The organism is Paeniglutamicibacter cryotolerans, from assembly GCF_014190875.1.
Taxonomy (GTDB): Bacteria; Actinomycetota; Actinomycetes; order Actinomycetales; family Micrococcaceae; genus Paeniglutamicibacter; species Paeniglutamicibacter cryotolerans.
The window spans coordinates 1,236,921-1,258,956 of record NZ_JACHVS010000001.1; the positions used below are offsets into that span (position 1 = coordinate 1,236,921).

Sequence of the window (22,036 nt, forward strand, 5' to 3'; positions counted from 1 at the left end):
ATGGCCATGGCACTCCGCTGGGTCCACCGAGGGCGTTGCTGAGTGTCGCTGTTCATTCAGGCAAAGGCGTTTCGCAGAACATGTCGCGCTCGTCAGAACGCTGAGATACGTATAGATCATCGCCGATGGTATCGCCGTAGTGATCCCAGATATAGGCCATGAGCCGGCTGGGCAGTCTAAATCGCGTCAGTATGGCTGATTTCACGGTGAGTGCATCCCGGTGTTCAACGGTGATGAGGTGATTGGCCTCAGCCTCGGCCGCACACATCGTTGGGGTAGGGCCGCGCAAGTCATACGCGTTGAGCGGATCAACCCCGAAAGCTCGGCCGCACGGGTTAATGGCACCGCCGATTCTGTTGCCACCATGCGATTCTTTACCGTGGGCATCTGGTTCAAGCTCAGTGATTACATCAGTGACAAGAAAGCCGTCAGGTGTTGCTACGTAGATCACCACAATGTCCTGGTCCTTTCGGCACCAGTGAATTTCCTCAAGCACGCCAGCTGGCAGGTGGATGACATCGATGATGCCTGACGTGGGGAGAATGCCATGTTGGAGAACAATCCCAAAAGTTATATTCAGGACCTTGGGCGCCACCACGCGGGGTTGAATTTCTTCTGGTAACTCAAGGCCGGCCGGCAACTTCCCCGAGCACTACTCTGACATGGCCTGTATTCCCGAAAGCGAAATCTGGAAGCCCGAAGTCTGCGAAGGCGCGCAGGGTCTGTTCAGCTGGCGCCGCCACGCTGCCACCGTCCCTGGAACTCGATGACCTAGCGGCACTCGTGACCAGCACCCACTCACCCTCGAATGCCTAGCAAGGCAGGAGAATGTTAGTGTGTCGCTTCCAGCTAGACGGTGCAGGCAGAAGAGCTTGCCCGCCAGCGTCCCGGATGCATCTACTGGCTCAAAGCGGCGATTGCCCGGGGCTGATTGAGGTAGCCGGCTCGAAGACCACCATGGAAAGCGGAATTCTATTGACAAATCAATTGGAGCTCGTTTCCTTGGAAGAGCCAGCTGGACCATGGTCGCTACCGTATCCACAACGTGGCAACGCACTTGATCGTGGAATTCGATGCCACGATGATCCGCTGTCGGCAAGAGGCTAGCTGCATGATTATCGAGGCGTCGACCCAACTCGCCGAAGGGCCTGCGAAAGCGCAAAGACGGGACGATGCGCTGCTGTGCAACGGGAATGCACCGACCTGTCCCGCTCAGCTGTGGCCCTATCCGGGGTGTTGAGCGGGGTAGGCCGGTGCCGCCGAAGTGGTCTGGCAAGGTAATCGGGGGCGAGACTTGCGCCAACAAGAACAAGAACAAGAACAAGTCAGTGTTCGGGCTCACATTAATGGTTTCGGGCGATGCGTGGTCCCGGGACGGTGGCAGGCCCGTCGTTTGCCCCGGCTTTCCGGGGTTTTTACCCGGTCCGAGCGGTGGGAGTGCCCCCGTTTGGACAATCACGCCAAATGCGCCTATAGTTATTTATCGCGCCGCACACCGGATCGCAGCCCGAAAGGGAGATGCGAACGGACGGCGCGAAGATTTTCTCCTTCTTCTCCCGGATCATCGATTTGACCGGGACAGGGATTGGGACTAAGCTAGAAAAGTTGCTCCAGAGCGAAGCGCCGGTGTTCCGGGTCGTGGAGGTTGGAAGCGTCTGTTGTTTGAGAACTCAATAGTGTGCCAAATTTGTTAACACCGATTTTATTATGTAATTGGTGAATGGTTTCGGGCTCCGCACCCCCGTGTGGAGGCTCGAGGCAATTTGCCGGGATTTTTTTACTTGGTGCAACCCGGTCGGCTTTTTCCAGTCGGCGTGTTGGTTGTGTCTGTATTTTTTTACGGAGAGTTTGATCCTGGCTCAGGATGAACGCTGGCGGCGTGCTTAACACATGCAAGTCGAACGATGAGGGGAGCTTGCTCTCCGATTAGTGGCGAACGGGTGAGTAACACGTGAGTAACCTGCCCTAGACTCTGGGATAAGCCCGGGAAACTGGGTCTAATACCGGATATGCACCGTAAGCCGCATGGTTTTTGGTGGAAAGATTTATCGGTCTGGGATGGACTCGCGGCCTATCAGCTTGTTGGTGAGGTAATGGCTCACCAAGGCGACGACGGGTAGCCGGCCTGAGAGGGTGACCGGCCACACTGGGACTGAGACACGGCCCAGACTCCTACGGGAGGCAGCAGTGGGGAATATTGCACAATGGGCGAAAGCCTGATGCAGCGACGCCGCGTGAGGGATGACGGCCTTCGGGTTGTAAACCTCTTTCAGTAGGGAAGAAGCGAAAGTGACGGTACCTGCAGAAGAAGCGCCGGCTAACTACGTGCCAGCAGCCGCGGTAATACGTAGGGCGCAAGCGTTATCCGGAATTATTGGGCGTAAAGAGCTCGTAGGCGGTTTGTCGCGTCTGCCGTGAAAGTCCGGGGCTCAACTCCGGATCTGCGGTGGGTACGGGCAGACTAGAGTGATGTAGGGGAGACTGGAATTCCTGGTGTAGCGGTGAAATGCGCAGATATCAGGAGGAACACCGATGGCGAAGGCAGGTCTCTGGGCATTAACTGACGCTGAGGAGCGAAAGCATGGGGAGCGAACAGGATTAGATACCCTGGTAGTCCATGCCGTAAACGTTGGGCACTAGGTGTGGGGGACATTCCACGTTTTCCGCGCCGTAGCTAACGCATTAAGTGCCCCGCCTGGGGAGTACGGCCGCAAGGCTAAAACTCAAAGGAATTGACGGGGGCCCGCACAAGCGGCGGAGCATGCGGATTAATTCGATGCAACGCGAAGAACCTTACCAAGGCTTGACATGTTCCGGATCGCCGTGGAAACACGGTTTCCCCTTTGGGGTCGGTTCACAGGTGGTGCATGGTTGTCGTCAGCTCGTGTCGTGAGATGTTGGGTTAAGTCCCGCAACGAGCGCAACCCTCGTTCTATGTTGCCAGCGGATTATGCCGGGGACTCATAGGAGACTGCCGGGGTCAACTCGGAGGAAGGTGGGGACGACGTCAAATCATCATGCCCCTTATGTCTTGGGCTTCACGCATGCTACAATGGCCGGTACAATGGGTTGCGATACTGTGAGGTGGAGCTAATCCCAAAAAGCCGGTCTCAGTTCGGATTGGGGTCTGCAACTCGACCCCATGAAGTCGGAGTCGCTAGTAATCGCAGATCAGCAACGCTGCGGTGAATACGTTCCCGGGCCTTGTACACACCGCCCGTCAAGTCACGAAAGTTGGTAACACCCGAAGCCGGTGGCCTAACCCCTTGTGGGAGGGAGCCGTCGAAGGTGGGACCGGCGATTGGGACTAAGTCGTAACAAGGTAGCCGTACCGGAAGGTGCGGCTGGATCACCTCCTTTCTAAGGAGCAACTAGCAGGTACGGTTCATCCACAGTGGTGTTCACGGCTTGTTCAGTGCTGCCCGTTTCCACCACTTGTGTTGGTGGACGGGTGCTCATGGGTGGAATGTTAACAGGTAATGGCCGGGTTTCTTCCTGGTTGGTTTTCCTAGTACGCCGCACTTGTGTGGTGGGAACGGGGAGCTGGTCGGTGGGGGGTTCGGTCTCTTGGCACACTGTTGGGTCCTGAGGCAACAGGACATGCATGTTTACTTGCTCGTCTCTCACCGTTGTGGTGGGGGGTGAGTGGTGGTGTGTGTGGGCTGTTTGTTTCTGGTTGTCCCCGCGCATGGCCTAAGCCGCGCCGAATCATCCCGTGACGGGGTGGTGGTGCTGGTGGTGGGTGTGATGGGGTTGTTGTTTGGGAACTGCATAGTGGACGCGAGCATCTTGTATGCCACGTATCGTTGATCGCCTGCTTCTTCGGGAGGGGGTGTGAGAGGGTCGTGGAGCATGCAAAATAGCAATTTCTTTGATGATAGAAGACCCTGGACCGCACCTCGTGTGTGGTTCCGTTGGTTTTCTCGATATAAGTTAGTGTCTTTTTGATTTGACCTGTTTGTGGTCAAGTTTTTAAGGGCGCACGGTGAATGCCTTGGCATTGGGAGCCGAAGAAGGACGTGGGAATCTGCGATAAGCCTGGCGGAGTCGATAACCGGACGTTGATGCCAGGATTTCCGAATGGGGAAACCCCGTGCGGCGTCATGCCGCATGACCCGCAGCTGAACACATAGGCTGCGTGGAGGGAACGGGGGGAAGTGAAACATCTCAGTACCCCCAGGAAGAGAAAACAAAAGTGATTCCGTGAGTAGTGGCGAGCGAAAGCGGATGGGGCTAAACCGGTCCATGTGTGATAGCCGGCGGGCGTTGCATGGTCGGGGTTGTGGGACTATCCATGCCAGTGCTGCCGCACTGGCGGGGTGAGGTGCGAACATATAGGAGAACCTGTTTGAATGCAGGACCATAGGGGGTGAAAGTCCCGTATCCGTAATGTGTTTCGCCGCCCTGTGATGGTATCCCAAGTAGTACGGGGCCCGAGAAATCCCGTATGAATCTGTCAGGACCACCTGATAAGCCTAAATACTACCCAATGACCGATAGCGGAAAAGTACCGTGAGGGAAAGGTGAAAAGTACCCCGGGAGGGGAGTGAAATAGTACCTGAAACCGTGCGCTTACAATCCGTTGGAGCCTCCTTGTTGGGGTGACAGCGTGCCTTTTGAAGAATGAGCCTGCGAGTTAGTGTTACGTCGCGAGGTTAACCCGTGTGGGGAAGCCGTAGCGAAAGCGAGTCTGAATAGGGCGAGTTAGTGGCGTGATCTAGACCCGAAGCGAAGTGATCTACCCATGGCCAGGTTGAAGCGCGTGTAAGAGCGCGTGGAGGACCGAACCCACTTCAGTTGAAAATGGAGGGGATGAGCTGTGGGTAGGGGTGAAAGGCCAATCAAACTTCGTGATAGCTGGTTCTCCCCGAAATGCATTTAGGTGCAGCGTTGCGTGTTTCTTACCGGAGGTAGAGCTACTGGATGGCTAATGGGCCCTACAAGGTTACTGACGTCAGCCAAACTCCGAATGCCGGTAAGTGAGAGCGCAGCAGTGAGACTGTGGGGGATAAGCTTCATAGTCGAGAGGGAAACAGCCCAGAGCGCCAACTAAGGCCCCTAAGCGTGTGCTAAGTGGAAAAGGATGTGGAGTTGCGAAGACAACCAGGAGGTTGGCTTAGAAGCAGCCATCCTTGAAAGAGTGCGTAATAGCTCACTGGTCAAGTGATTCCGCGCCGACAATGTAGCGGGGCTCAAGCACACCGCCGAAGTTGCGTCATTCAGGTATGTGGTAGGCCTTCGTGGTCCAGCCGCCTGGATGGGTAGGGGAGCGTCGTGTGGGCAGTGAAGTCGCGGTGTAAACCAGCGGTGGAGCCCACACGAGTGAGAATGCAGGCATGAGTAGCGAAAGACGGGTGAGAAACCCGTCCGCCGAATGATCAAGGGTTCCAGGGTCAAGCTAATCTGCCCTGGGTAAGTCGGGACCTAAGGCGAGGCCGACAGGCGTAGTCGATGGACAACGGGTTGATATTCCCGTACCGGTAAAAAACCGCCCATACTAAGCCGGCGATGCTAACCGCCCCGAGCACCCACCAGATGACCTTCGGGTCATCTACCGGGTGTAAGGCGCGGGACCCGAGCCGGGGAGGTAAGCGTATTAACAGGTGTGACGCAGGAAGGTAGCCGAGCCAGGCAATGGAATTGACCTGGTCCAAGGATGTAGGGCGAGTCGTAGGCAAATCCGCGACTCATCTAAGCCTGAGACCCGATAGGCGCCCCCCTCGGGGGGTGATTCGGTGATCCTATGCTGCCAAGAAAAGCATCGACGCGAGGTTTTAGCCGCCCGTACCCCAAACCGACACAGGTGATCAGGTAGAGAATACTAAGGCGATCGAGAGAATCATGGTTAAGGAACTCGGCAAAATGCCCCCGTAACTTCGGGAGAAGGGGGGCCCCAACCTTGATGGAACTTCGCGTTCCGGAGGGGATCGGGGCCGCAGAGACCAGGGGGAAGCGACTGTTTACTAAAAACACAGGTCCGTGCGAAGTCGCAAGACGATGTATACGGACTGACTCCTGCCCGGTGCTGGAAGGTTAAGAGGACCGGTTAGCCGCAAGGCGAAGCTGAGAATTTAAGCCCCAGTAAACGGCGGTGGTAACTATAACCATCCTAAGGTAGCGAAATTCCTTGTCGGGTAAGTTCCGACCTGCACGAATGGAGTAACGACTTCCCCGCTGTCTCAACCATGAACTCGGCGAAATTGCACTACGAGTAAAGATGCTCGTTACGCGCAGCAGGACGGAAAGACCCCGAGACCTTTACTATAGTTTGGTATTGGTGTTCGGTGCAGCTTGTGTAGGATAGGTGGGAGACTGTGAAGCCGCAACGCTAGTTGTGGTGGAGTCATCGTTGAAATACCACTCTGGCTGTACCGGTCACCTAACTTCGGCCCATGATCTGGGTCAGGGACAGTGCCTGATGGGTAGTTTAACTGGGGCGGTTGCCTCCTAAAAAGTAACGGAGGCGCCCAAAGGTTCCCTCAGCCTGGTTGGCAATCAGGTGTCGAGTGTAAGTGCACAAGGGAGCTTGACTGTGAGAGCGACAGCTCGAGCAGGGACGAAAGTCGGGACTAGTGATCCGGCGGCACGTTGTGGAACGGCCGTCGCTCAACGGATAAAAGGTACCTCGGGGATAACAGGCTGATCTTGCCCAAGAGTCCATATCGACGGCATGGTTTGGCACCTCGATGTCGGCTCGTCGCATCCTGGGGCTGGAGTAGGTCCCAAGGGTTGGGCTGTTCGCCCATTAAAGCGGTACGCGAGCTGGGTTTAGAACGTCGTGAGACAGTTCGGTCCCTATCCGCTGCGCGCGCAGGAAATTTGAGAAGAGCTGTCCTTAGTACGAGAGGACCGGGACGGACGAACCTCTGGTGTGTCAGTTGTACTGCCAAGTGCACCGCTGATTGGCTACGTTCGGAAGGGATAACCGCTGAAAGCATCTAAGCGGGAAGCCCACTTCGAGATGAGATTTCCACGCACAATTTGTGTGAGAGGCCCCCAGCAGACCACTGGGTTGATAGGCGGGACGTGGAAGCGGGGACCAAAGACCCGTGAAGCCGACCCGTACTAATAGGCCGATGACTTACACCACAAACACCACCCTTCATGGGTGGCAAGATACGCTGCGTCCACTATGCGGTCCCGAGACAACAACCGTCTCGCAGGACTGAAAACACCGTACCGGTGCACACCCTCCCCTTCACGGGCAGGTGCGCACGCGGTATGAGCAACCACAGCATGACTGTGACCATGATTTTCCCCACCCGGGTCCCCCGGGTGCGTGGAGCACGGGTTACGGCGGTCATAGCGTGGGGGAAACGCCCGGTCCCATACCGAACCCGGAAGCTAAGCCCCACTGCGCCGATGGTACTGCACTCGGGAGGGTGTGGGAGAGTAGGACACCGCCGAACATCTTTTCAGAGCCCATCCCCGGACCACCAGGTCCGGGGATGGCGCCGTTTAACCAGAAAACCACACCCCGCGCCCCACCCCGGCCAAAAACACGAACCGAAGTAGGCTCTGGCTTTCCATTGGGGTTCCGAGAGGCAGAAGATCTTTCCGTGAGAGTCTTGCAGGACATCCCCGGCGAATCGACTTATGTTCTGATGGTCTAACAGGGTTGCCCGGCGTCCATCAGTTTCTTGACTAAGGGCTCCGGGACGCCTTCCCAGGTTGCCGGCATCGTATCGAGATGAATGCGGTTCTCGCCCGGTGGGGAATCCTCGACGAGCTGGAAGGTTAGCTGAATCGGAAAACCGGGTCAGCACACGATGCCGAGGAAACCCTCGTTTTCCTGAGCTTCGCTTCCACTCAATTGCTCAACCTTCGGAGATGAACGCCCAAGGCATCGATCGTGTTGAAAGCTATGCCTCCCAAGGTCGGCTTATTGATGATCCTTTGGATTTGGTGGCGCGCGGCGGCGGCATCAGCATGACTCCATGGCCTCATCCCCCTGCCCGGTCAACCAGTTCGCGGTGAGAAGAACGGGGCACGGGGTACTGGGGACGGCCGGAGTTCAGGCGTACAGTAAGTGCTTCAGAGTGTCTTTCTCATCACTCCAACGCGCCTGTCGTTGGAACACACCAGAACACGGGGAGCCATGACCGTCGAATCCACTGCAGCCAACGCCCAGCCCACAAGGGCATCAAACGCTGCGAGTCACCGGGACGATTCCGTTCGACCTCAGGACGACCTCTACCGCAATGCAAATGGTGGATGGTTGCGCACCGCCCAGATCCCAGGTGATCAGGGAAGCTTCGGATCTTTCATGCAATTGCGCGATGATTCGGAAGCCGCGGTGTTTGCCATTATCAAGGCGGCACAAGCCGACCATCTGCTCCCTGACGGCACTCCAGACGATCGCAAGGTACGGATCGGCAACCTTTACACCAGCTTCATGGACGAAGAGGGCATCGAGGCTCGGGGCATGGACCCGATTCGCGCGGATCTTGCTGCCGTCTTTGCGACCACCAGCATTGCCGAGCTGGTCGCGCTGACCGGACGCTTCCAACGTCAGGGTGTTAGTGGTTTTGTCTCGGTGGGAGTCAGCAGCGATGCAGGACAGCCGGACCGGAACCTGCTGACCTTCCTGCAAGGTGGGCTCGGACTTCCCGATGAGTCCTACTACCGTGAGGAGCAGTTCGCTGAGCTATACACCGAATACGGCACGCATCTGGGTCGGCTGCTGGCGTTGGCGGGAATTGAGAATCCAGAGGCTGCGGCAGCCATGGTTCTTGATTTGGAAACAGCACTGGCGGCGCACCACTGGGACCGGGTGAAATGCCGGGATGCACAGGCCCGCTATAACCTGCTGACATCGGCACAGCTCTTCGAGACCATGCCATCGATGGTCGGCTGGCTCGCGGGAGCCGGCATCGGCGAAGGGCACTTTTCCGAGGTTGACGTCTGGCAGCCCAGCTACCTCGCGGGCCTTGAAGCAGTTCTTACATCCCAGCCGCTGGCCAGCTGGCAGAACTGGTTGGCAGTGCAACTGGTCCGAAGCAATGCCGCATACATGTCCAAGGCCTTCGTGATGGAGAACTTCTCCTTCTACTCGATGAAGCTAGCCGGCACCAAGGAGCTCAAGGAGCGTTGGAAGCGGGGAGTGGCCTTCACCGAGGGCGCGGTCGGCGAGGACATCGGACAGCTTTACGTGCGGGAGCACTTCCCACAACGAAGCAAGGACCTGATGGAGGGCCTGGTTAAGCAACTCATCGAGGCGTACCGCCAGTCGATTTCGGTGCTGCCTTGGATGGGAGCGGAAACGATCGAAAAGGCGCTGGAGAAGCTCTCCTTGTTCCGGACGAAGATCGGATATCCGAACCAGTGGATCGACTATTCTGCCGTCAGCACCGTTCCGGATGACGTCATAGCGAACGTGGCGAGCGCCAACGCGTTCGAGTTTGCCCGTGAGCTGAAGAAGATAGACGATGGCGTGGACCGCGAACTGTGGTTCATGTACCCACAAACGGTTAACGCCTACTATCACCCGCTCCTCAATGAGATCGCGTTCCCGGCGGGTATCCTGCGGTCACCGTTCTTCGCCGCCGACCGAGATGCGGCCTCTAATTTCGGGGCCATTGGAGCCGTCATCGGCCACGAGATCGGCCACGGGTTCGATGACCAGGGCTCGCAGTTCGACGGAACGGGTGAACTGCGGAACTGGTGGACCGACGAGGACCGGGCGGCCTTCGAGGAACTCACCGGGAAGCTAGTCGCGCAGTATGACGCACTGGTTCCTCCGGAGGCTCCCGAATACAAGGTCAACGGCAAACTGACCCTGGGCGAGAACATCGGGGACCTGGGCGGCTTGGGAATCGCCTACAAGGCCTACCGGTTGGACCTGGCAGACCGTGGCTTGGCAGAGGACGAAGTAGTGGACGGGCTCACCGGTGACCAACGCTTCTTCTATGCGTGGGCTGAGTGCTGGCGGACCCTGACCCGTCCGGAAACCATGGTCACCCGGATCACCACCGACCCGCACTCCCCGGGGGAATTCCGTTGCAACCAGGTGCCCAAGAACATGGAGGCCTTCCACCGGGCCTTTGATACCAAGCCCGGTGACGGAATGTGGCTCGACCCTGCCGACCGGGTAGAAATCTGGTAGCACCCCATAAGCAATGGCGGCGACCCCCTCAACATGGGGTCGCCGCCATTGCCTTAACGAGACACGCAGCGCATGATTCCCTTTGGAATCGTGCGCTGGGTGTCTCCGAAGGAGCATTTGCGCAAGCTTCTCCCAGCGGTTTCGTCGATCCGGACGGGTCGGAGGGGAGCCGGAGTGGTGGTACCCGCCACCATCAGACCCGGGATCCGGTTTGGCCACGTAGAATTGATTCTTGTGACTGCCGACGAAATTACTCCCATTGCCAAGACCGTGGATACCAGCGACCAGCGCCAGGTGCGCATGGACAAGCGCGCCGAGCTCCTAGCCCGCGGTATCGAGGCTTACCCGGTGGGCGTAGCCCGCACCCATTCGCTGAACGAGGTCCGCCAGAACTGGGCCCACCTCGAAGACGGCCAAGAGACCGAGGATCAAGCCTCCGTTGTCGGCCGCATTGTCTTCATGCGCAATACCGGCAAGCTCTGCTTCGCTACGCTCCAGGAATCCGGGGAGAACGGCAAGGCAGTGCGCCTGCAGGTCATGCTTTCCCTTGCCAATGTCGGTGAGGAGTCACTGGCCGATTGGAAGCATCTGGTCGACCTCGGTGACCACGTGGCTATCCAAGGCACAGTGATTTCCTCGCGCCGCGGCGAGCTCTCGATCATGGCCACGGAATGGCAGATGGCATCCAAGGCCCTGCGCCCGATGCCGATGCTGCACGCCGACCTCAACGAGGAAACCCGCGTCCGCCAGCGCTACGCCGACTTGATCGTGCGAGACGAGGCCCGCGAAATGATCTATAAGCGCGACGCCATCACCCGCGCGGTGCGCGAGACCCTGTACGGCCACGACTACGTCGAGGTGGAAACCCCGATGATGCAGTTGGTCCACGGTGGAGCCCTGGCCCGTCCGTTCCATACGCACCTGAATGCGTTCAATCAGGACATGACGCTGCGCATTGCCACCGAGCTCTACCTCAAGCGCACCGTAGTCGGCGGGATCCCGCGCGTCTTCGAAATCGGGCGCCTGTTCCGCAACGAGGGCGTGGACTCCACCCACTCGCCGGAATTCACCACCCTGGAATGCTATGAGGTCTATGCAGACCAGTTCATCATGGCCGAACGCATCCAGCAGATCATCCTCAATGCGGCAGACGCCATCGGCGCAGGCCGCGTTCTGGAAACCAGTCGCGGAACGATCAACCTCGATGGCGAATGGGCCTGGCTCAGCGTCTACCCCGCGTTGTCCGAAGCCGTGGGCATGGAGATCACCCCGGAGACCGATGCAGCTGTCCTGCGCGGCATCGCCGAAAAGCACGGGGTGAAGATCAACCCGACGTGGGGCTCGGAGAAGCTGGTGATCGAGCTCTTCGGCGAAATCGTCGAGCCGACGCTGATCAACCCGACTTTCGTCTACGACTACCCTCCGGCCGCACAGCCACTGGCCCGTCCGCACCGTTCCAAGCCGGGCATCATCGAGGCCTGGGACCTGATCATCGGCGGCATGGAGCGCGGTACCGCGTTCTCCGAGCTGATCGACCCTGTGGTACAGCGAGAACGCCTCACCGAGCAGTCGCTGCTGGCATCCGGCGGCGACGACGAGGCAATGCAGCTGGACGAGGACTTCCTGCGCGCGCTCGAGTACGGCGCGCCGCCCATGGGCGGCATCGGGCTTGGCATAGACCGCCTGGTCATGCTTTTCACCGATGTTGGAATCCGCGAAACAATCCTATTCCCCCTCCTGAAGCCCGAGGCATAAACAATGCAGTATGTGGAAGTGCTGGCTCCGTCCATTGTCATCGCTCTGATTTTCTGGTTTGTGATCAAAGCGGTGAGCAATGTGGACCGCTCCGAACGTCGCGCAGAAGCTGAGGCGGATCGGGCCCGCTCCGAACACCTGGCGAACAAAGCCGGACGGAAAGCCAATAATCCCGAAACTGGGAATTCCCTTTAGGTATTCCCTATAGCTTGTCGCCGGTAGTGTGAATGTGTTTAGAATGGTTATGACGATAAAGCCTGCATGAATGTAGTGGGCGTGTATCGCACAGTAAACCACCTATGCCCAGGAGCAGCTCATGGCACGCAAGGTAGAAATTTCTTTGGTAGATGATTTGGATGGTGGCGTCGCCACTGAAAGCATTGTTTTCGGTATTGACGGCGAGCATTACGAAATCGATCTCGGCGAGAAGAATGCCGCAAAGTTCCGTGAGGTGCTGAAGCCTTACATCAAGGCGGGCCAGCCTTCGTCGCAGTTCTCCGCAAAGGAGGCTCCGGCGATCCGCGCTTGGGCCAAGGCGCAGGGCCTTGAGGTCAGCGCCCGCGGCCGCCTCAATGCAGAGGTCATTGCGGCATATCGCGAAGCCAACAAGTAAGCACATCCGCGCCCCCTGGCGCGATGTGTGCGGCCGGAGGCCCTCCCGCAGGAGGGCATCTCCGGCCGTTCCCGTTTAACGCCCGATCTGTCCCCGGCGGCGTGTGATGGGGGCGCGGCCTTCCACGCTGCTGGTGAACAGGGTTATCCCTTGGGCGAACACGCCCCACGGCACCGCTTTTGATGCGTAGCATCGAAGATACGTGTTAGCTAGGAGTGTGCCGCATGTTTGAGAGATTTACCGACCGTGCCCGTCGCGTTGTCGTGCTCGCCCAAGAAGAGGCGCGCATGCTCAACCACAACTACATCGGAACCGAGCACGTTTTGCTCGGCCTCATTCATGAGGGCGAGGGTGTTGCCGCCAAGGCCCTCGAGTCCCTGAACATTTCCCTGGGCGCCGTGCGCGAACAGGTGCAGGAGATCATCGGGCAGGGCCAACAGGCCCCCTCCGGTCACATCCCCTTCACCCCGCGGGCGAAGAAGGTCCTGGAGCTCTCGCTGCGCGAGGCCTTGCAGTTGGGACACAACTACATCGGCACCGAGCACATCCTGCTCGGTCTGATCCGTGAGGGCGAGGGTGTTGCCGCCCAGGTCCTGGTGAAGCTCGGAGCCGACCTCTCGCGCGTGCGCCAGCAGGTCATCCAGCTGCTCTCGGGCTACCAGGGCGGCAAGGAAACCACCGGTGCAGGAGTCAGCTCCGGAGGTCAGGCGGAGGGTACCCCTGCCGGCTCTGCAGTACTGGACCAGTTTGGGCGAAACCTCACCGCGGCAGCCCGCGAAGGCAAGCTCGACCCGGTCATCGGCCGCGAGTTCGAGATGGAACGCGTGATGCAAGTCCTCTCGCGACGTACTAAAAACAACCCGGTGCTAATCGGTGAGCCGGGCGTTGGCAAGACGGCTGTCGTCGAGGGCTTGGCCCAGGCGATCGTGCGCGGCGACGTACCCGAAACCATCAAGGACAAGCAGCTGTACACCCTGGACCTTGGGTCCCTGGTGGCAGGATCACGCTACCGCGGTGACTTCGAAGAGCGCCTGAAGAAGGTACTCAAGGAGATCCGCACCCGTGGCGACATCATCTTGTTCATCGACGAGATCCATACCCTCGTTGGTGCCGGTGCAGCCGAGGGCGCCATCGATGCCGCATCGATCCTGAAGCCGATGCTGGCCCGCGGTGAACTGCAGACCATCGGGGCCACCACGCTTGACGAGTACCGCAAGCACATCGAGAAGGACGCCGCGCTCGAGCGCCGCTTCCAGCCGATCCAGGTCAAGGAACCCTCCGTGGAACACACCACGGAGATCCTGCGCGGCCTGCGCGACCGCTACGAGGCCCACCACCGCGTGTCCATCACCGATGGTGCACTCGTGGCGGCGGCGCAGCTGGCCCACCGCTACATCTCGGACCGCTTCCTGCCGGACAAGGCCATAGACCTGATCGATGAGGCGGGCGCGCGCCTGCGCATCCGCCGCATGACCGCTCCTCCGGCACTCAAGGAAATGGACGTTGAAATCGCCAATGTCCGCCGCGAGAAGGAAGCCGCGATCGACGCCCAGGACTTCGAGGGTGCGGCTGCGCTGCGTGATAAGGAATCCAAGCTGCAGGATGCCCGCGCCGTGAAGGAAAAGGCGTGGAAGAACGGCGACATGGATGAGATCGCCGAGGTCGATGAGGAACTCATCGCCGAGGTCCTCGCCAACTCCACCGGCATCCCTGTCGTGAAGCTGACCGAAGAGGAATCCAGCCGGTTGCTCAACATGGAAGACGAGCTGCACAAGCGGGTCATCGGCCAGAACGAAGCAATCAAGGCCATCAGCCAGGCCATCCGCCGTACCCGTGCCGGCCTGAAAGATCCGAACCGCCCCGGCGGCTCGTTCATCTTCGCTGGCCCGACCGGCGTCGGCAAGACGGAGCTGGCCAAGGCGCTTGCCGAGTTCCTGTTCGGCGAGGAAGACGCGCTGATCACCTTGGACATGTCCGAGTACTCGGAAAAGCACACGGTGTCGCGTCTCTTCGGTGCCCCTCCGGGGTACGTCGGTTACGAAGAAGGCGGACAGCTCACCGAAAAGGTGCGTCGTCGCCCGTTCTCCGTGGTCCTCTTCGACGAGGTCGAGAAGGCACACGCAGACCTGTTCAACTCGCTGCTGCAGATCCTGGAAGACGGCCGGCTGACCGACTCCCAGGGCCGCGTGGTCGACTTCAAGAACACGGTGATCATCATGACCACCAACCTCGGCACCCGGGACATCTCCAAGGGCGTCATGACCGGCTTCCAGTCGGCCACTGACACACGCACCGGCTACAACCGGATGCAGGCTAAGGTCCAAGAGGAACTGCGCCAGCACTTCCGTCCCGAGTTCCTGAACCGCGTCGATGACGTGGTGGTCTTCCCGCAGCTGACCCAGGACGAAATCGTTCAGATCGTGGACCTGTTCTTGGACCGCCTCAAGAAGCGCCTGGTGGACCGCAACATGACCATCGAGCTGTCCCCGGCGGCCCGCATCCTGCTGGCTACCCGCGGCTATGATCCGTCGATGGGCGCCCGCCCGCTGCGCCGCGTCATGCAGCGCGAGATCGAGGACCAGCTCTCCGAGAAGATCCTCTTCGGCGAACTGACCTCCGGCCAGCACATCAAGGTCGACGTCGAGGGCGAAGGTGACGAGGCGACGTTCACGTTCACCGGCGAGGGTGGAACCCCCGAGCTCGAGGGCGAACCGGCACCGGTGGCCATCGAGGGCTAAACGCTCGGCCAGCTAGCCAGGGAAGTCCCCGGCAGCAACTTCGGTTGCAGCCGGGGACTTCCCTTTTTCATGTCGTGAAACGAATCCCGGACAGCATGTGGGGCGGGCATAGGATACTGACATGAGCTCTTTCACTATCCGCCGTGCCCGCACCCCCGACGTCCCCGGGATCCGCGAACTCGTCAAACCGCTGGCCGACCGGCGCGTGCTGCTGGAGAAGGAAGCAGTCGCCTACTACGAGAACCTGCAGGAATTCCTCGTCGCCGAGGATTCTGAGGGAAACCTGATCGGCTGCGGCGGGCTGCACGTGATGTGGGAAGACATTGCGGAGGTGCGCACTCTTGCCACATCCGAGGCGTGGCGCGGCAAGGGCGTCGGCCGCGTCCTGTTGCAGAGGCTGATCGACGAGGCCCGCGACCTGGGCGTGGACAGGGTCTTCTGCCTGACTTTCGAGGTCGGCTTCTTCGAACGCAACGGCTTCAAGGCCATGGCCGAACAAAGCGCCGTCGATCCAGAGGTCTATTCGGAGCTACTACGCTCCACCGATGAGGGCGTCGCGGAATTCCTGGACCTGGCCCGGGTGAAGCCCAATACGCTCGGCAACACCCGGATGATCATCAGCGTCTAACCTGCCGTCGTGTTGATCCCGGCAGCTGTGATGCGCAGCGTGGTTTGGAAGGCGCTCTGGACGCACGCTCCGACGCCCGTGGACGCCTCGAGCCCGGTGACCGTACCCCGGTAGGGGCCGAATCCCGGCGCGGAGGCCTCGAATGTGATCGGTCCGGTGGAGAATTCGACCGTTGACCAGTGCCCGAGCAAGCTTCCGTCCGGCGACGCGGAGGCCGAACACTGGGCATCACCTGGATTGGAACCGGGGGACGGAGCGCCGCAGCCAAGGTCAATGGTCTTGGAACCCGGGGTCAAAGGAAGCGTGGTTTCACGGCAGATGCCATCCTGGCAGGCAGAAAGCGTCAGTTCTTCGAGACCGTTGGCGGGAACCGCGGTCGCCTCGACCTCGACCGGGAAGCCGACGAGCAGTGCGGGTTCGGCACAGCCGGACTCCGGCTGCGCCGTGCAGGCAGTCAGCAACAATGCGGCGGCAAAATGCGCGGACAAAAGCTGAGCAGGAACTCTCATGCCCCAGCTTAACCCGTGATTTAGGCAGGCAGTCCGACCCCTGCTGTCGTTTCACGGGCCAGCCCGTCGCCGATCAGCCCGGCAAGGCAGCGCTCGCGTTGCTCGGCATCGGCCGCCAGCGCATAGAGCACCACCCAGGCCTCGTGGGCCTCGGAGCCAGTCTCGGAGCCGAGTTCCAGTTGCATGTCTGATAGTGGGCGCAGCAGGTCGATGCCGCCGACCAGCGCCGTCCGGCCCACCGGTCCCGGGGTATGGCGCAGCACTGCCATCATCGAACCGCGCACCTGCCTGTCCGTTCCGGCCCAGGCCTGCCCCTTGGGCACGTAATGCGGCGCGGGCCTACCGGCAGCCACCCAGGCGCAGAGGTCCTGGACCGGACAGTCGCCACACCGGGGATTGCGGGCCGTGCAGATCAGCGCTCCGAGCTCCATCACCGAGATGTTCCATGCATTGGCCAGCGGGTGCAATTCCTCCGGATCGGCGGGGTGGGCCGGCATCAGCCGTTCGGCCAGTGCAGCCTCCTTCGCCGTATACGAGGGCTCGGGCAGCGCACATCCCTTGACCAGCCGGGCATGGACGCGTCGAATATTGGTGTCCACCACGGTGGCCGGGATGCCGAAGGCAAAGCTTGCCACGGCAGCCGCTGTGTAGGTGCCGACTCCGGGCAGGGCGAGCAGTTCCTTCTCGGTGCGCGGCACCTGCCCACCGTGGAGTTCCACGATGTGCTGGGCCGTGGCATGCAGGCGCAGGGCCCGGCGTGGATAGCCCAGCCGACCCCAGGCGCGGACCACCTCGCTGGCGGGTTCGGCCGCCAGGTCCGCCGCTTCGGGCCAGCGTTGCATCCATTGTTCCCAGACCGGTTGCACACGGACCACGGGGGTCTGTTGCAGCATGAATTCGCTGACCAGAATCGACCAGGGGCTCGCATCGGGCGCGCGCCAAGGTAGTTCCCGGGCGGAGGCGGCGTACCACTGGGTGATGCGGTGGTGGAGCAGGGCAAACTTGCGGTTCGTCACGGGTGTCCTTCGGGTGTGGCAACGGGCATCTTTAGCCTAGCTGCGGCGTGGGGGCAGCGGTGAACGCCCGGGAGTTCGTAGTCTGATGGAATGGCAGAAAAGCAGTCCCGTCCAGCCCCGCGACCCGGCCCCCGGCCCAGCCCGGCCGTCTACCGGCGACGTCGGCTCGTGAGCCTGATCGGGATGCTGTTGGCGGTCGGGCTCCTTGTCTGGGGCGGCGCCACCCTAGCCGCGCTGTTTTCCGGCACCGGTAAGCCCGATCCCGGAACCGCGGGCTCGGCCAATCCGGTTGCCGCCGATGCCGTTCCCTCCTCTCCCTCGCCGTCGGGGGCCTGTTTACCCGGTTCCATCGTGGTGGCGGCCTCGACGGAGAAAGCCTCCTATGGCGCCGAGGAAAATCCGGTGCTGGTGATGCGGATCGAGAACCAGGGGGCCACCCCTTGCGAGCTCAATGTAGGTACGAGTGTGCAGGAATTCACCGTGATGAGCGGTTCGGACCGGATCTTCTCCACCAGTGACTGCCGGGCCGATGCAAAGGACTACTTGCTCATGATGGCCCCGGGCAGCGCCGAAAGCGCCAGGTTCACCTGGCTGCGCGACCGCAGCGCCCCGGGGTGCGGAAGCATCGCGGCCAAACCGCGGCCCGGAACCTATGTCTTTACGGCCAAACTGGGCGATGTGGCCAGCAACAAGGTCCCGTTCCTGCTGAAGTAGGGACGCCCCGCACGGATCGGCTAGATGAAGCGGTCGAGCAGGCTCGACTCGGCGATGCGCGAGAGGCCCTCGCGCACCGTCCGTGCGCGCTGGTCGCCGATCCCGTCCACGGCCATCAGGTCCTCGATGCTGGCCGCCATCAGGTTCTGCAGGCCGCCGAACGATGCCACCAGCCGGTCCGCCACGGCGCGCGGAACCGATTTGATCCCGGCCAGCATGCGGTAGCCCGGTGGGTGGACGACGGCATCGAGCGAATCGATGCCCGGGGTGACGCCGAGGATCGCGGCGATCTTGCCCAGGTCGATCATTTCGGTGCTGTCCAGGGCGCGGATCTGGGCCAGCGCCTCCTCGGTGTCCAGCTCAGTCCGGCCGAGATTGGCGTAGTCCTTGATGATCATCTCGCTGCCCGGGCCCAGACCCGCGCTCAGCTCGTCCATCTGCAGGGCCAGGAGGCGGCCGTCGGCGCCGAGCTCCAGCACGTACTGGGCGATTTCCTCGGAGATGCGGCGCACCATTTCCTGGCGCTGCAGCACTACGGCGACATCGCGCACCGTCACGACCGCCTCGATTTCCAGGGCGGAGAGCGAGCTGGTGACTTGGTCAAGGCGCGAACGGTAGCGCTCAAGCGTGGCTAGAGCCTGGTTGCCGCGGGCGAGTACCGGCTCGGAACCCTCGAGTACATGCCGGATGCCCTGCACGTAGAGCGCAATGATGTGCATCGACTGCGAGACCGAGATGACCGGGAAGCCGGTCTGTATCGCCACGCGTTCGGCGGTACGGTGCCGGGTTCCGGATTCCAGGGTGGGGATGGTGTGGTCGGGAACCAGCTGGACGCCGGCGCGCAGGATGTGCGAACCGTCCTTGTCGCAAACGATGGCACCGTCCATCTTGGCCAGCTCGCGCAGCCGGGTCGGGAAGAAATCGATGTTGATGTCGAAGCCGCCCGAACAGATGGAATCGACGACCTTGTCGTACCCCAGCACGATCAGGGCTCCGGTGCGTCCGCGCAGGATGCGCTCGAGCCCGTCGCGGAGTTCGGTTCCCGGGGCGACGCGCGCCAGGGTGGTCCTGAGCGCGTCTTCGGGGCTCTTTGACATGGGTGGTTCCTTCCGGTGCTTTATTCCATCGTAGGGCCAGCCGGAGGCCGGACGGTCGCCGGGAAGAGTCGGCGGGGATACCGGTATGGCTTTGTTACGTGACGACCGCTTGGCGCAGCCTCAGGCCGCCCACGGCGCCGGCTGAACGGAGGCCCGGACTAGTTCTTGGCGCGCTGCTCGAAGGCGATGTCCAGCGCCTCGAAGACCGAAGAAACGGTGAATACCCTGATGGCGTCGGGAATGTTCTTGGGAGGGTGCGGTGATGCGGGGACCATGGCGAACTTGAAGCCAAGGCGTTCGGCCTCGATGATGCGACGTCCGATCTCCGGCACCGGGCGGACCTCCCCGGCCAGGCCGACCTCGCCGAAGGCGACGAATTGCGGCGGCAGCGGGTGGTTGTGCATGGAGGAGGCCAGGGCCAGGATGGTGGCCAGGTCGGTGGCGGGCTCGCTGAGCTTCACCCCGCCGACGGTGGCGACATAGGAGTCGAGTCCGGAGAGGTCCATCTTCGCCCGGGACTGCAGCACGGCCAGGATCATCGCGGTGCGCGGGGCATCGAGCCCGCTGGTGGCCCGGCGTGGTTGCGCGTTGGTGGTCTTGGAGAGCAGCGTCTGCACCTCGGCGACCAATGGGCGGCGGCCCTCGAGCGTGACGGTGATGCAGGTGCCGGCCACGGGGTCCTTGGTCCGGGTGACAAACAGTCCGCTGGGATCGGCAAGGCCCTCGATGCCTGCCTCGGTCAGGTCGAAGCAGCCGACCTCGTCCGTGGGCCCGTAGCGGTTCTTGATGGCACGCAGCAGCCGCAGCCGGGAGTGGCGCTCGCCGTCGAACTGGCAGACCACATCGACCAGGTGCTCGAGCAGCCGGGGTCCGGCAATGGAGCCGTCCTTGGTCACGTGCCCGACCAGCAGGGTGGCCATGTTGCGGCGCTTTGCCACGTTGATCAGGGAGGCCGCGACCTCGCGGACCTGGGTGACACCGCCCGCGGCACCCTCGACCTCGCCCGAGGCGAGCGTCTGCACCGAGTCGACGATCAGCAGGTCCGGTTCGATCTTCTCGATCTGGCCCAAGGCCAGGCCGAGATCGTTTTCGGCGGTCAGGAACAGGGTGTCGGCGATGCCGTTGATGCGTTCGGCCCGGACCTTGACCTGTGCCGCCGATTCCTCGCCCGTCACGTACAGCACGCGCATCCCGGTACGGGCGGTGCGTGCCGCGACGTCGAGCAACAGGGTGGACTTGCCGACGCCCGGCTCTCCTGCGAGCAGGATCACGGCGCCGGGAACCAGCCCGCCGCCCAGGACCCGGTCCAGTTCCCCGACCCCGGAGGGCCGGTAGCCGGCTGCGGTGGCATCGATCTCGGCAATGGGCAGCGCGGGGGAGGCAATGGAGGTGGCAGCGGTGGTCTTGGCCGTGACCTGGCCAAGCTCCTCCACGGTGCCCCAGGCCTGGCATTCGCCGCAGCGGCCCACCCATTTGACGGTCGCCCAGCCGCACTCTCCGCAGCGGTAGGCGGGAGTGGATTTCGAACGGGTTGTCTTGGTGGCCATGTTCCGATGTTATCCGGTGGATCCGATGGTTTGCCGCAGCATGGATCCTGCCGACCTGGCCCCTGTTATAACCGGGCGAGCATGGCCGAGGCGTCCTCATGGCTGGAGCCGGCGGCCTCCAGCAGGTCCACCACCAGCGGGCGCAGCAGCAGCACCAGCCCCTCGCCCTGCAACCCGGAGATGTCCAGTGCCTCGGGGTCCAGGGTGCCGGCGCAGTGGCCCAGTTCGATGCGGACCCGGGCCATTGCCTTTTCGCGGCCGGTGTCGGTGGGTTCGGCGACGGCTCGGGCCAGCGCATCGGCCGCCTCGGCCAGCTCCACGAGCACCGCCGATACGGCCTCCACGCCGCGGTCGGTGAGCGAGGCGTGCGTGATCACCGTGGCCATCCGGCGGGCGAAGACGCGTGAGTTGCGCACCGCAAGGTCGCTCTTCTCGGCGAGCAGGCGCAGCGATTCGAGTTCCGGCCGGTGGCGCCGGTGGACCGGGGCGAGCATCGCCACCTCGGCTGCCCCGGCGAGCAGGCCGGGAATCTTGTCCATCAACGGCTGGGTGGCCCGGGCACGGATCAGCGCGTGCCAGGCCCGGGTCGAATCCGATTCGCGCAGCGCCATCGAACATTCATGGAGCACCTGTGAAAGTTCATGCAGAAGCCTGCCCAGTTCGGCGATCGGTTCGCGGCGCGGATCCCGTGGCACCACCATGGTGATCAGGATGGCCAGCACGCCGCCGACCACGGCATCGAGGCTGCGCGCGAAGGGGCCGGACTCCGAAACCGGCAACAGCACCACCAGCAGGGACTGCAGTCCGAGCTGGGTGCTGAAGATCGGACCATTGTCCAGGTATCGAGCGATGACCAAGGACAGGAAGAGGACGAGCGCGGCCTGCCAGATCCCGGTGCCCAGCAGGGAGAGCAGCGCATCGCCCAGCGCGATACCCAGGGTGCAGCCGATGGCCACCTCCAGGGTCCGGCGTACCCGGGTGTTCCCACCGAAGCCCAGGGCGATCATGGCGCTGGTGGCGGCGAAGATCGGACCCTCGTGGCCGAGCACCTTCTCGGCGAACCAGTAGGCGGCGACGGCACAGAAGGTCATTTGCAGGATCTTGGGCATCGAGGAGGCGACCCTACGGAAACCGACCGTGTTACGTCGGCGCAAGAAGGTCCAGGTCCGTTGCAGCGGGCTGGTTGCTGGCATGGCACCAGTTTGGCACGCGCGCGCCACGGAGGGTGAATGGGAGCGCGCCGGGGAGTGCGTGGGGCAGCCCACATGAGGACCGGGAGTTGTTCACCTTCCGTTCACCTCGGCCCGGGATTCC

At 61.6% G+C, this 22,036-nt stretch carries 13 protein-coding genes and 3 rRNA genes; 10 read left to right on the forward strand and 6 right to left on the reverse strand.

All coding sequences use genetic code 11. The annotated features are described in order from the left end of the window. Positions 1-52 precede the first annotated feature (52 nt). Positions 53-598, reverse strand: a complete 546-nt coding sequence (locus tag E9229_RS05895) for a hypothetical protein (protein ID WP_183510341.1) — start codon at positions 596-598, stop codon at positions 53-55. A 1,238-nt stretch (positions 599-1,836) separates the two neighbouring features. On the opposite strand from E9229_RS05895, the gene E9229_RS05900 reads away from it, so the two are divergent. The 9 genes from E9229_RS05900 to E9229_RS05940 all read left to right on the forward strand — a co-directional run bounded on the left by E9229_RS05900 (position 1,837) and on the right by E9229_RS05940 (position 15,839). Next, a 16S ribosomal RNA gene (locus E9229_RS05900) occupies positions 1,837-3,360 on the forward strand. Between the two features lie 602 nt (positions 3,361-3,962). After that, a 23S ribosomal RNA gene (locus E9229_RS05905) occupies positions 3,963-7,090 on the forward strand. A gap of 202 nt (positions 7,091-7,292) precedes the next feature. Next, a 5S ribosomal RNA gene (gene rrf, locus E9229_RS05910) occupies positions 7,293-7,409 on the forward strand. The 16S, 23S and 5S rRNA genes sit together here, the layout of an rRNA operon. Before the next feature lie 689 nt (positions 7,410-8,098). Next, positions 8,099-10,105 (forward strand): M13 family metallopeptidase, encoded by a 2,007-nt coding sequence (locus tag E9229_RS05915; protein WP_183510343.1) that lies wholly within the window; start codon positions 8,099-8,101, stop codon positions 10,103-10,105. A gap of 234 nt (positions 10,106-10,339) precedes the next feature. Further along, positions 10,340-11,860, forward strand: coding sequence for a lysine--tRNA ligase (gene lysS, locus E9229_RS05920; RefSeq protein WP_183510344.1), 1,521 nt, complete (start codon positions 10,340-10,342; stop codon positions 11,858-11,860). A 3-nt stretch (positions 11,861-11,863) separates the two neighbouring features. After that, positions 11,864-12,055 carry a hypothetical protein gene (locus E9229_RS05925; RefSeq protein ID WP_183510345.1) on the forward strand — a complete coding sequence of 64 codons (192 nt, stop codon included), beginning with the start codon at positions 11,864-11,866 and terminating at the stop codon, positions 12,053-12,055. A 121-nt stretch (positions 12,056-12,176) separates the two neighbouring features. Beyond that, the gene (locus E9229_RS05930) at positions 12,177-12,473 is read left to right on the forward strand and encodes a histone-like nucleoid-structuring protein Lsr2 (RefSeq protein WP_183510347.1); all 297 of its coding nucleotides are present in this window, start codon (positions 12,177-12,179) and stop codon (positions 12,471-12,473) included. Positions 12,474-12,697: 224 nt separating this feature from the next. After that, positions 12,698-15,211, forward strand: coding sequence for an ATP-dependent Clp protease ATP-binding subunit (locus E9229_RS05935; RefSeq protein ID WP_183510348.1), 2,514 nt, complete (start codon positions 12,698-12,700; stop codon positions 15,209-15,211). A 121-nt stretch (positions 15,212-15,332) separates the two neighbouring features. Beyond that, positions 15,333-15,839, forward strand: a complete 507-nt coding sequence (locus tag E9229_RS05940) for an amino-acid N-acetyltransferase (RefSeq protein ID WP_183510349.1) — start codon at positions 15,333-15,335, stop codon at positions 15,837-15,839. Here E9229_RS05940 and E9229_RS05945 read toward each other — a convergent pair. Further along, complete coding sequence (locus tag E9229_RS05945) at positions 15,836-16,348, reverse strand: hypothetical protein (RefSeq protein WP_183510351.1); 513 nt, start codon at positions 16,346-16,348, stop codon at positions 15,836-15,838. The two genes, E9229_RS05940 and E9229_RS05945, sit on opposite strands and share 4 nt — an antisense overlap. Before the next feature lie 20 nt (positions 16,349-16,368). Next, on the reverse strand, positions 16,369-17,364 hold the full coding sequence (locus tag E9229_RS05950; protein ID WP_312855611.1) for an HhH-GPD family protein: 996 nt from the start codon (positions 17,362-17,364) through the stop codon (positions 16,369-16,371). A 90-nt stretch (positions 17,365-17,454) separates the two neighbouring features. On the opposite strand from E9229_RS05950, the gene E9229_RS05955 reads away from it, so the two are divergent. Then, positions 17,455-18,078 (forward strand): hypothetical protein, encoded by a 624-nt coding sequence (locus E9229_RS05955; protein WP_183510352.1) that lies wholly within the window; start codon positions 17,455-17,457, stop codon positions 18,076-18,078. A 20-nt stretch (positions 18,079-18,098) separates the two neighbouring features. Here the strand turns inward: E9229_RS05955 and disA are convergent, their stop codons facing one another. From disA to E9229_RS05970, 3 genes are all read right to left on the reverse strand, one after another. Then, positions 18,099-19,175: a DNA integrity scanning diadenylate cyclase DisA gene (gene disA / locus E9229_RS05960; protein WP_183510353.1), complete on the reverse strand. Its 1,077-nt coding sequence runs from the start codon at positions 19,173-19,175 to the stop codon at positions 18,099-18,101. Positions 19,176-19,333: 158 nt separating this feature from the next. Further along, the gene (gene radA / locus E9229_RS05965; RefSeq protein WP_183510354.1) at positions 19,334-20,722 is read right to left on the reverse strand and encodes a DNA repair protein RadA; all 1,389 of its coding nucleotides are present in this window, start codon (positions 20,720-20,722) and stop codon (positions 19,334-19,336) included. A gap of 65 nt (positions 20,723-20,787) precedes the next feature. After that, positions 20,788-21,915, reverse strand: coding sequence for an FUSC family protein (locus E9229_RS05970; RefSeq protein ID WP_183510356.1), 1,128 nt, complete (start codon positions 21,913-21,915; stop codon positions 20,788-20,790). Positions 21,916-22,036: the final 121 nt, after the last annotated feature.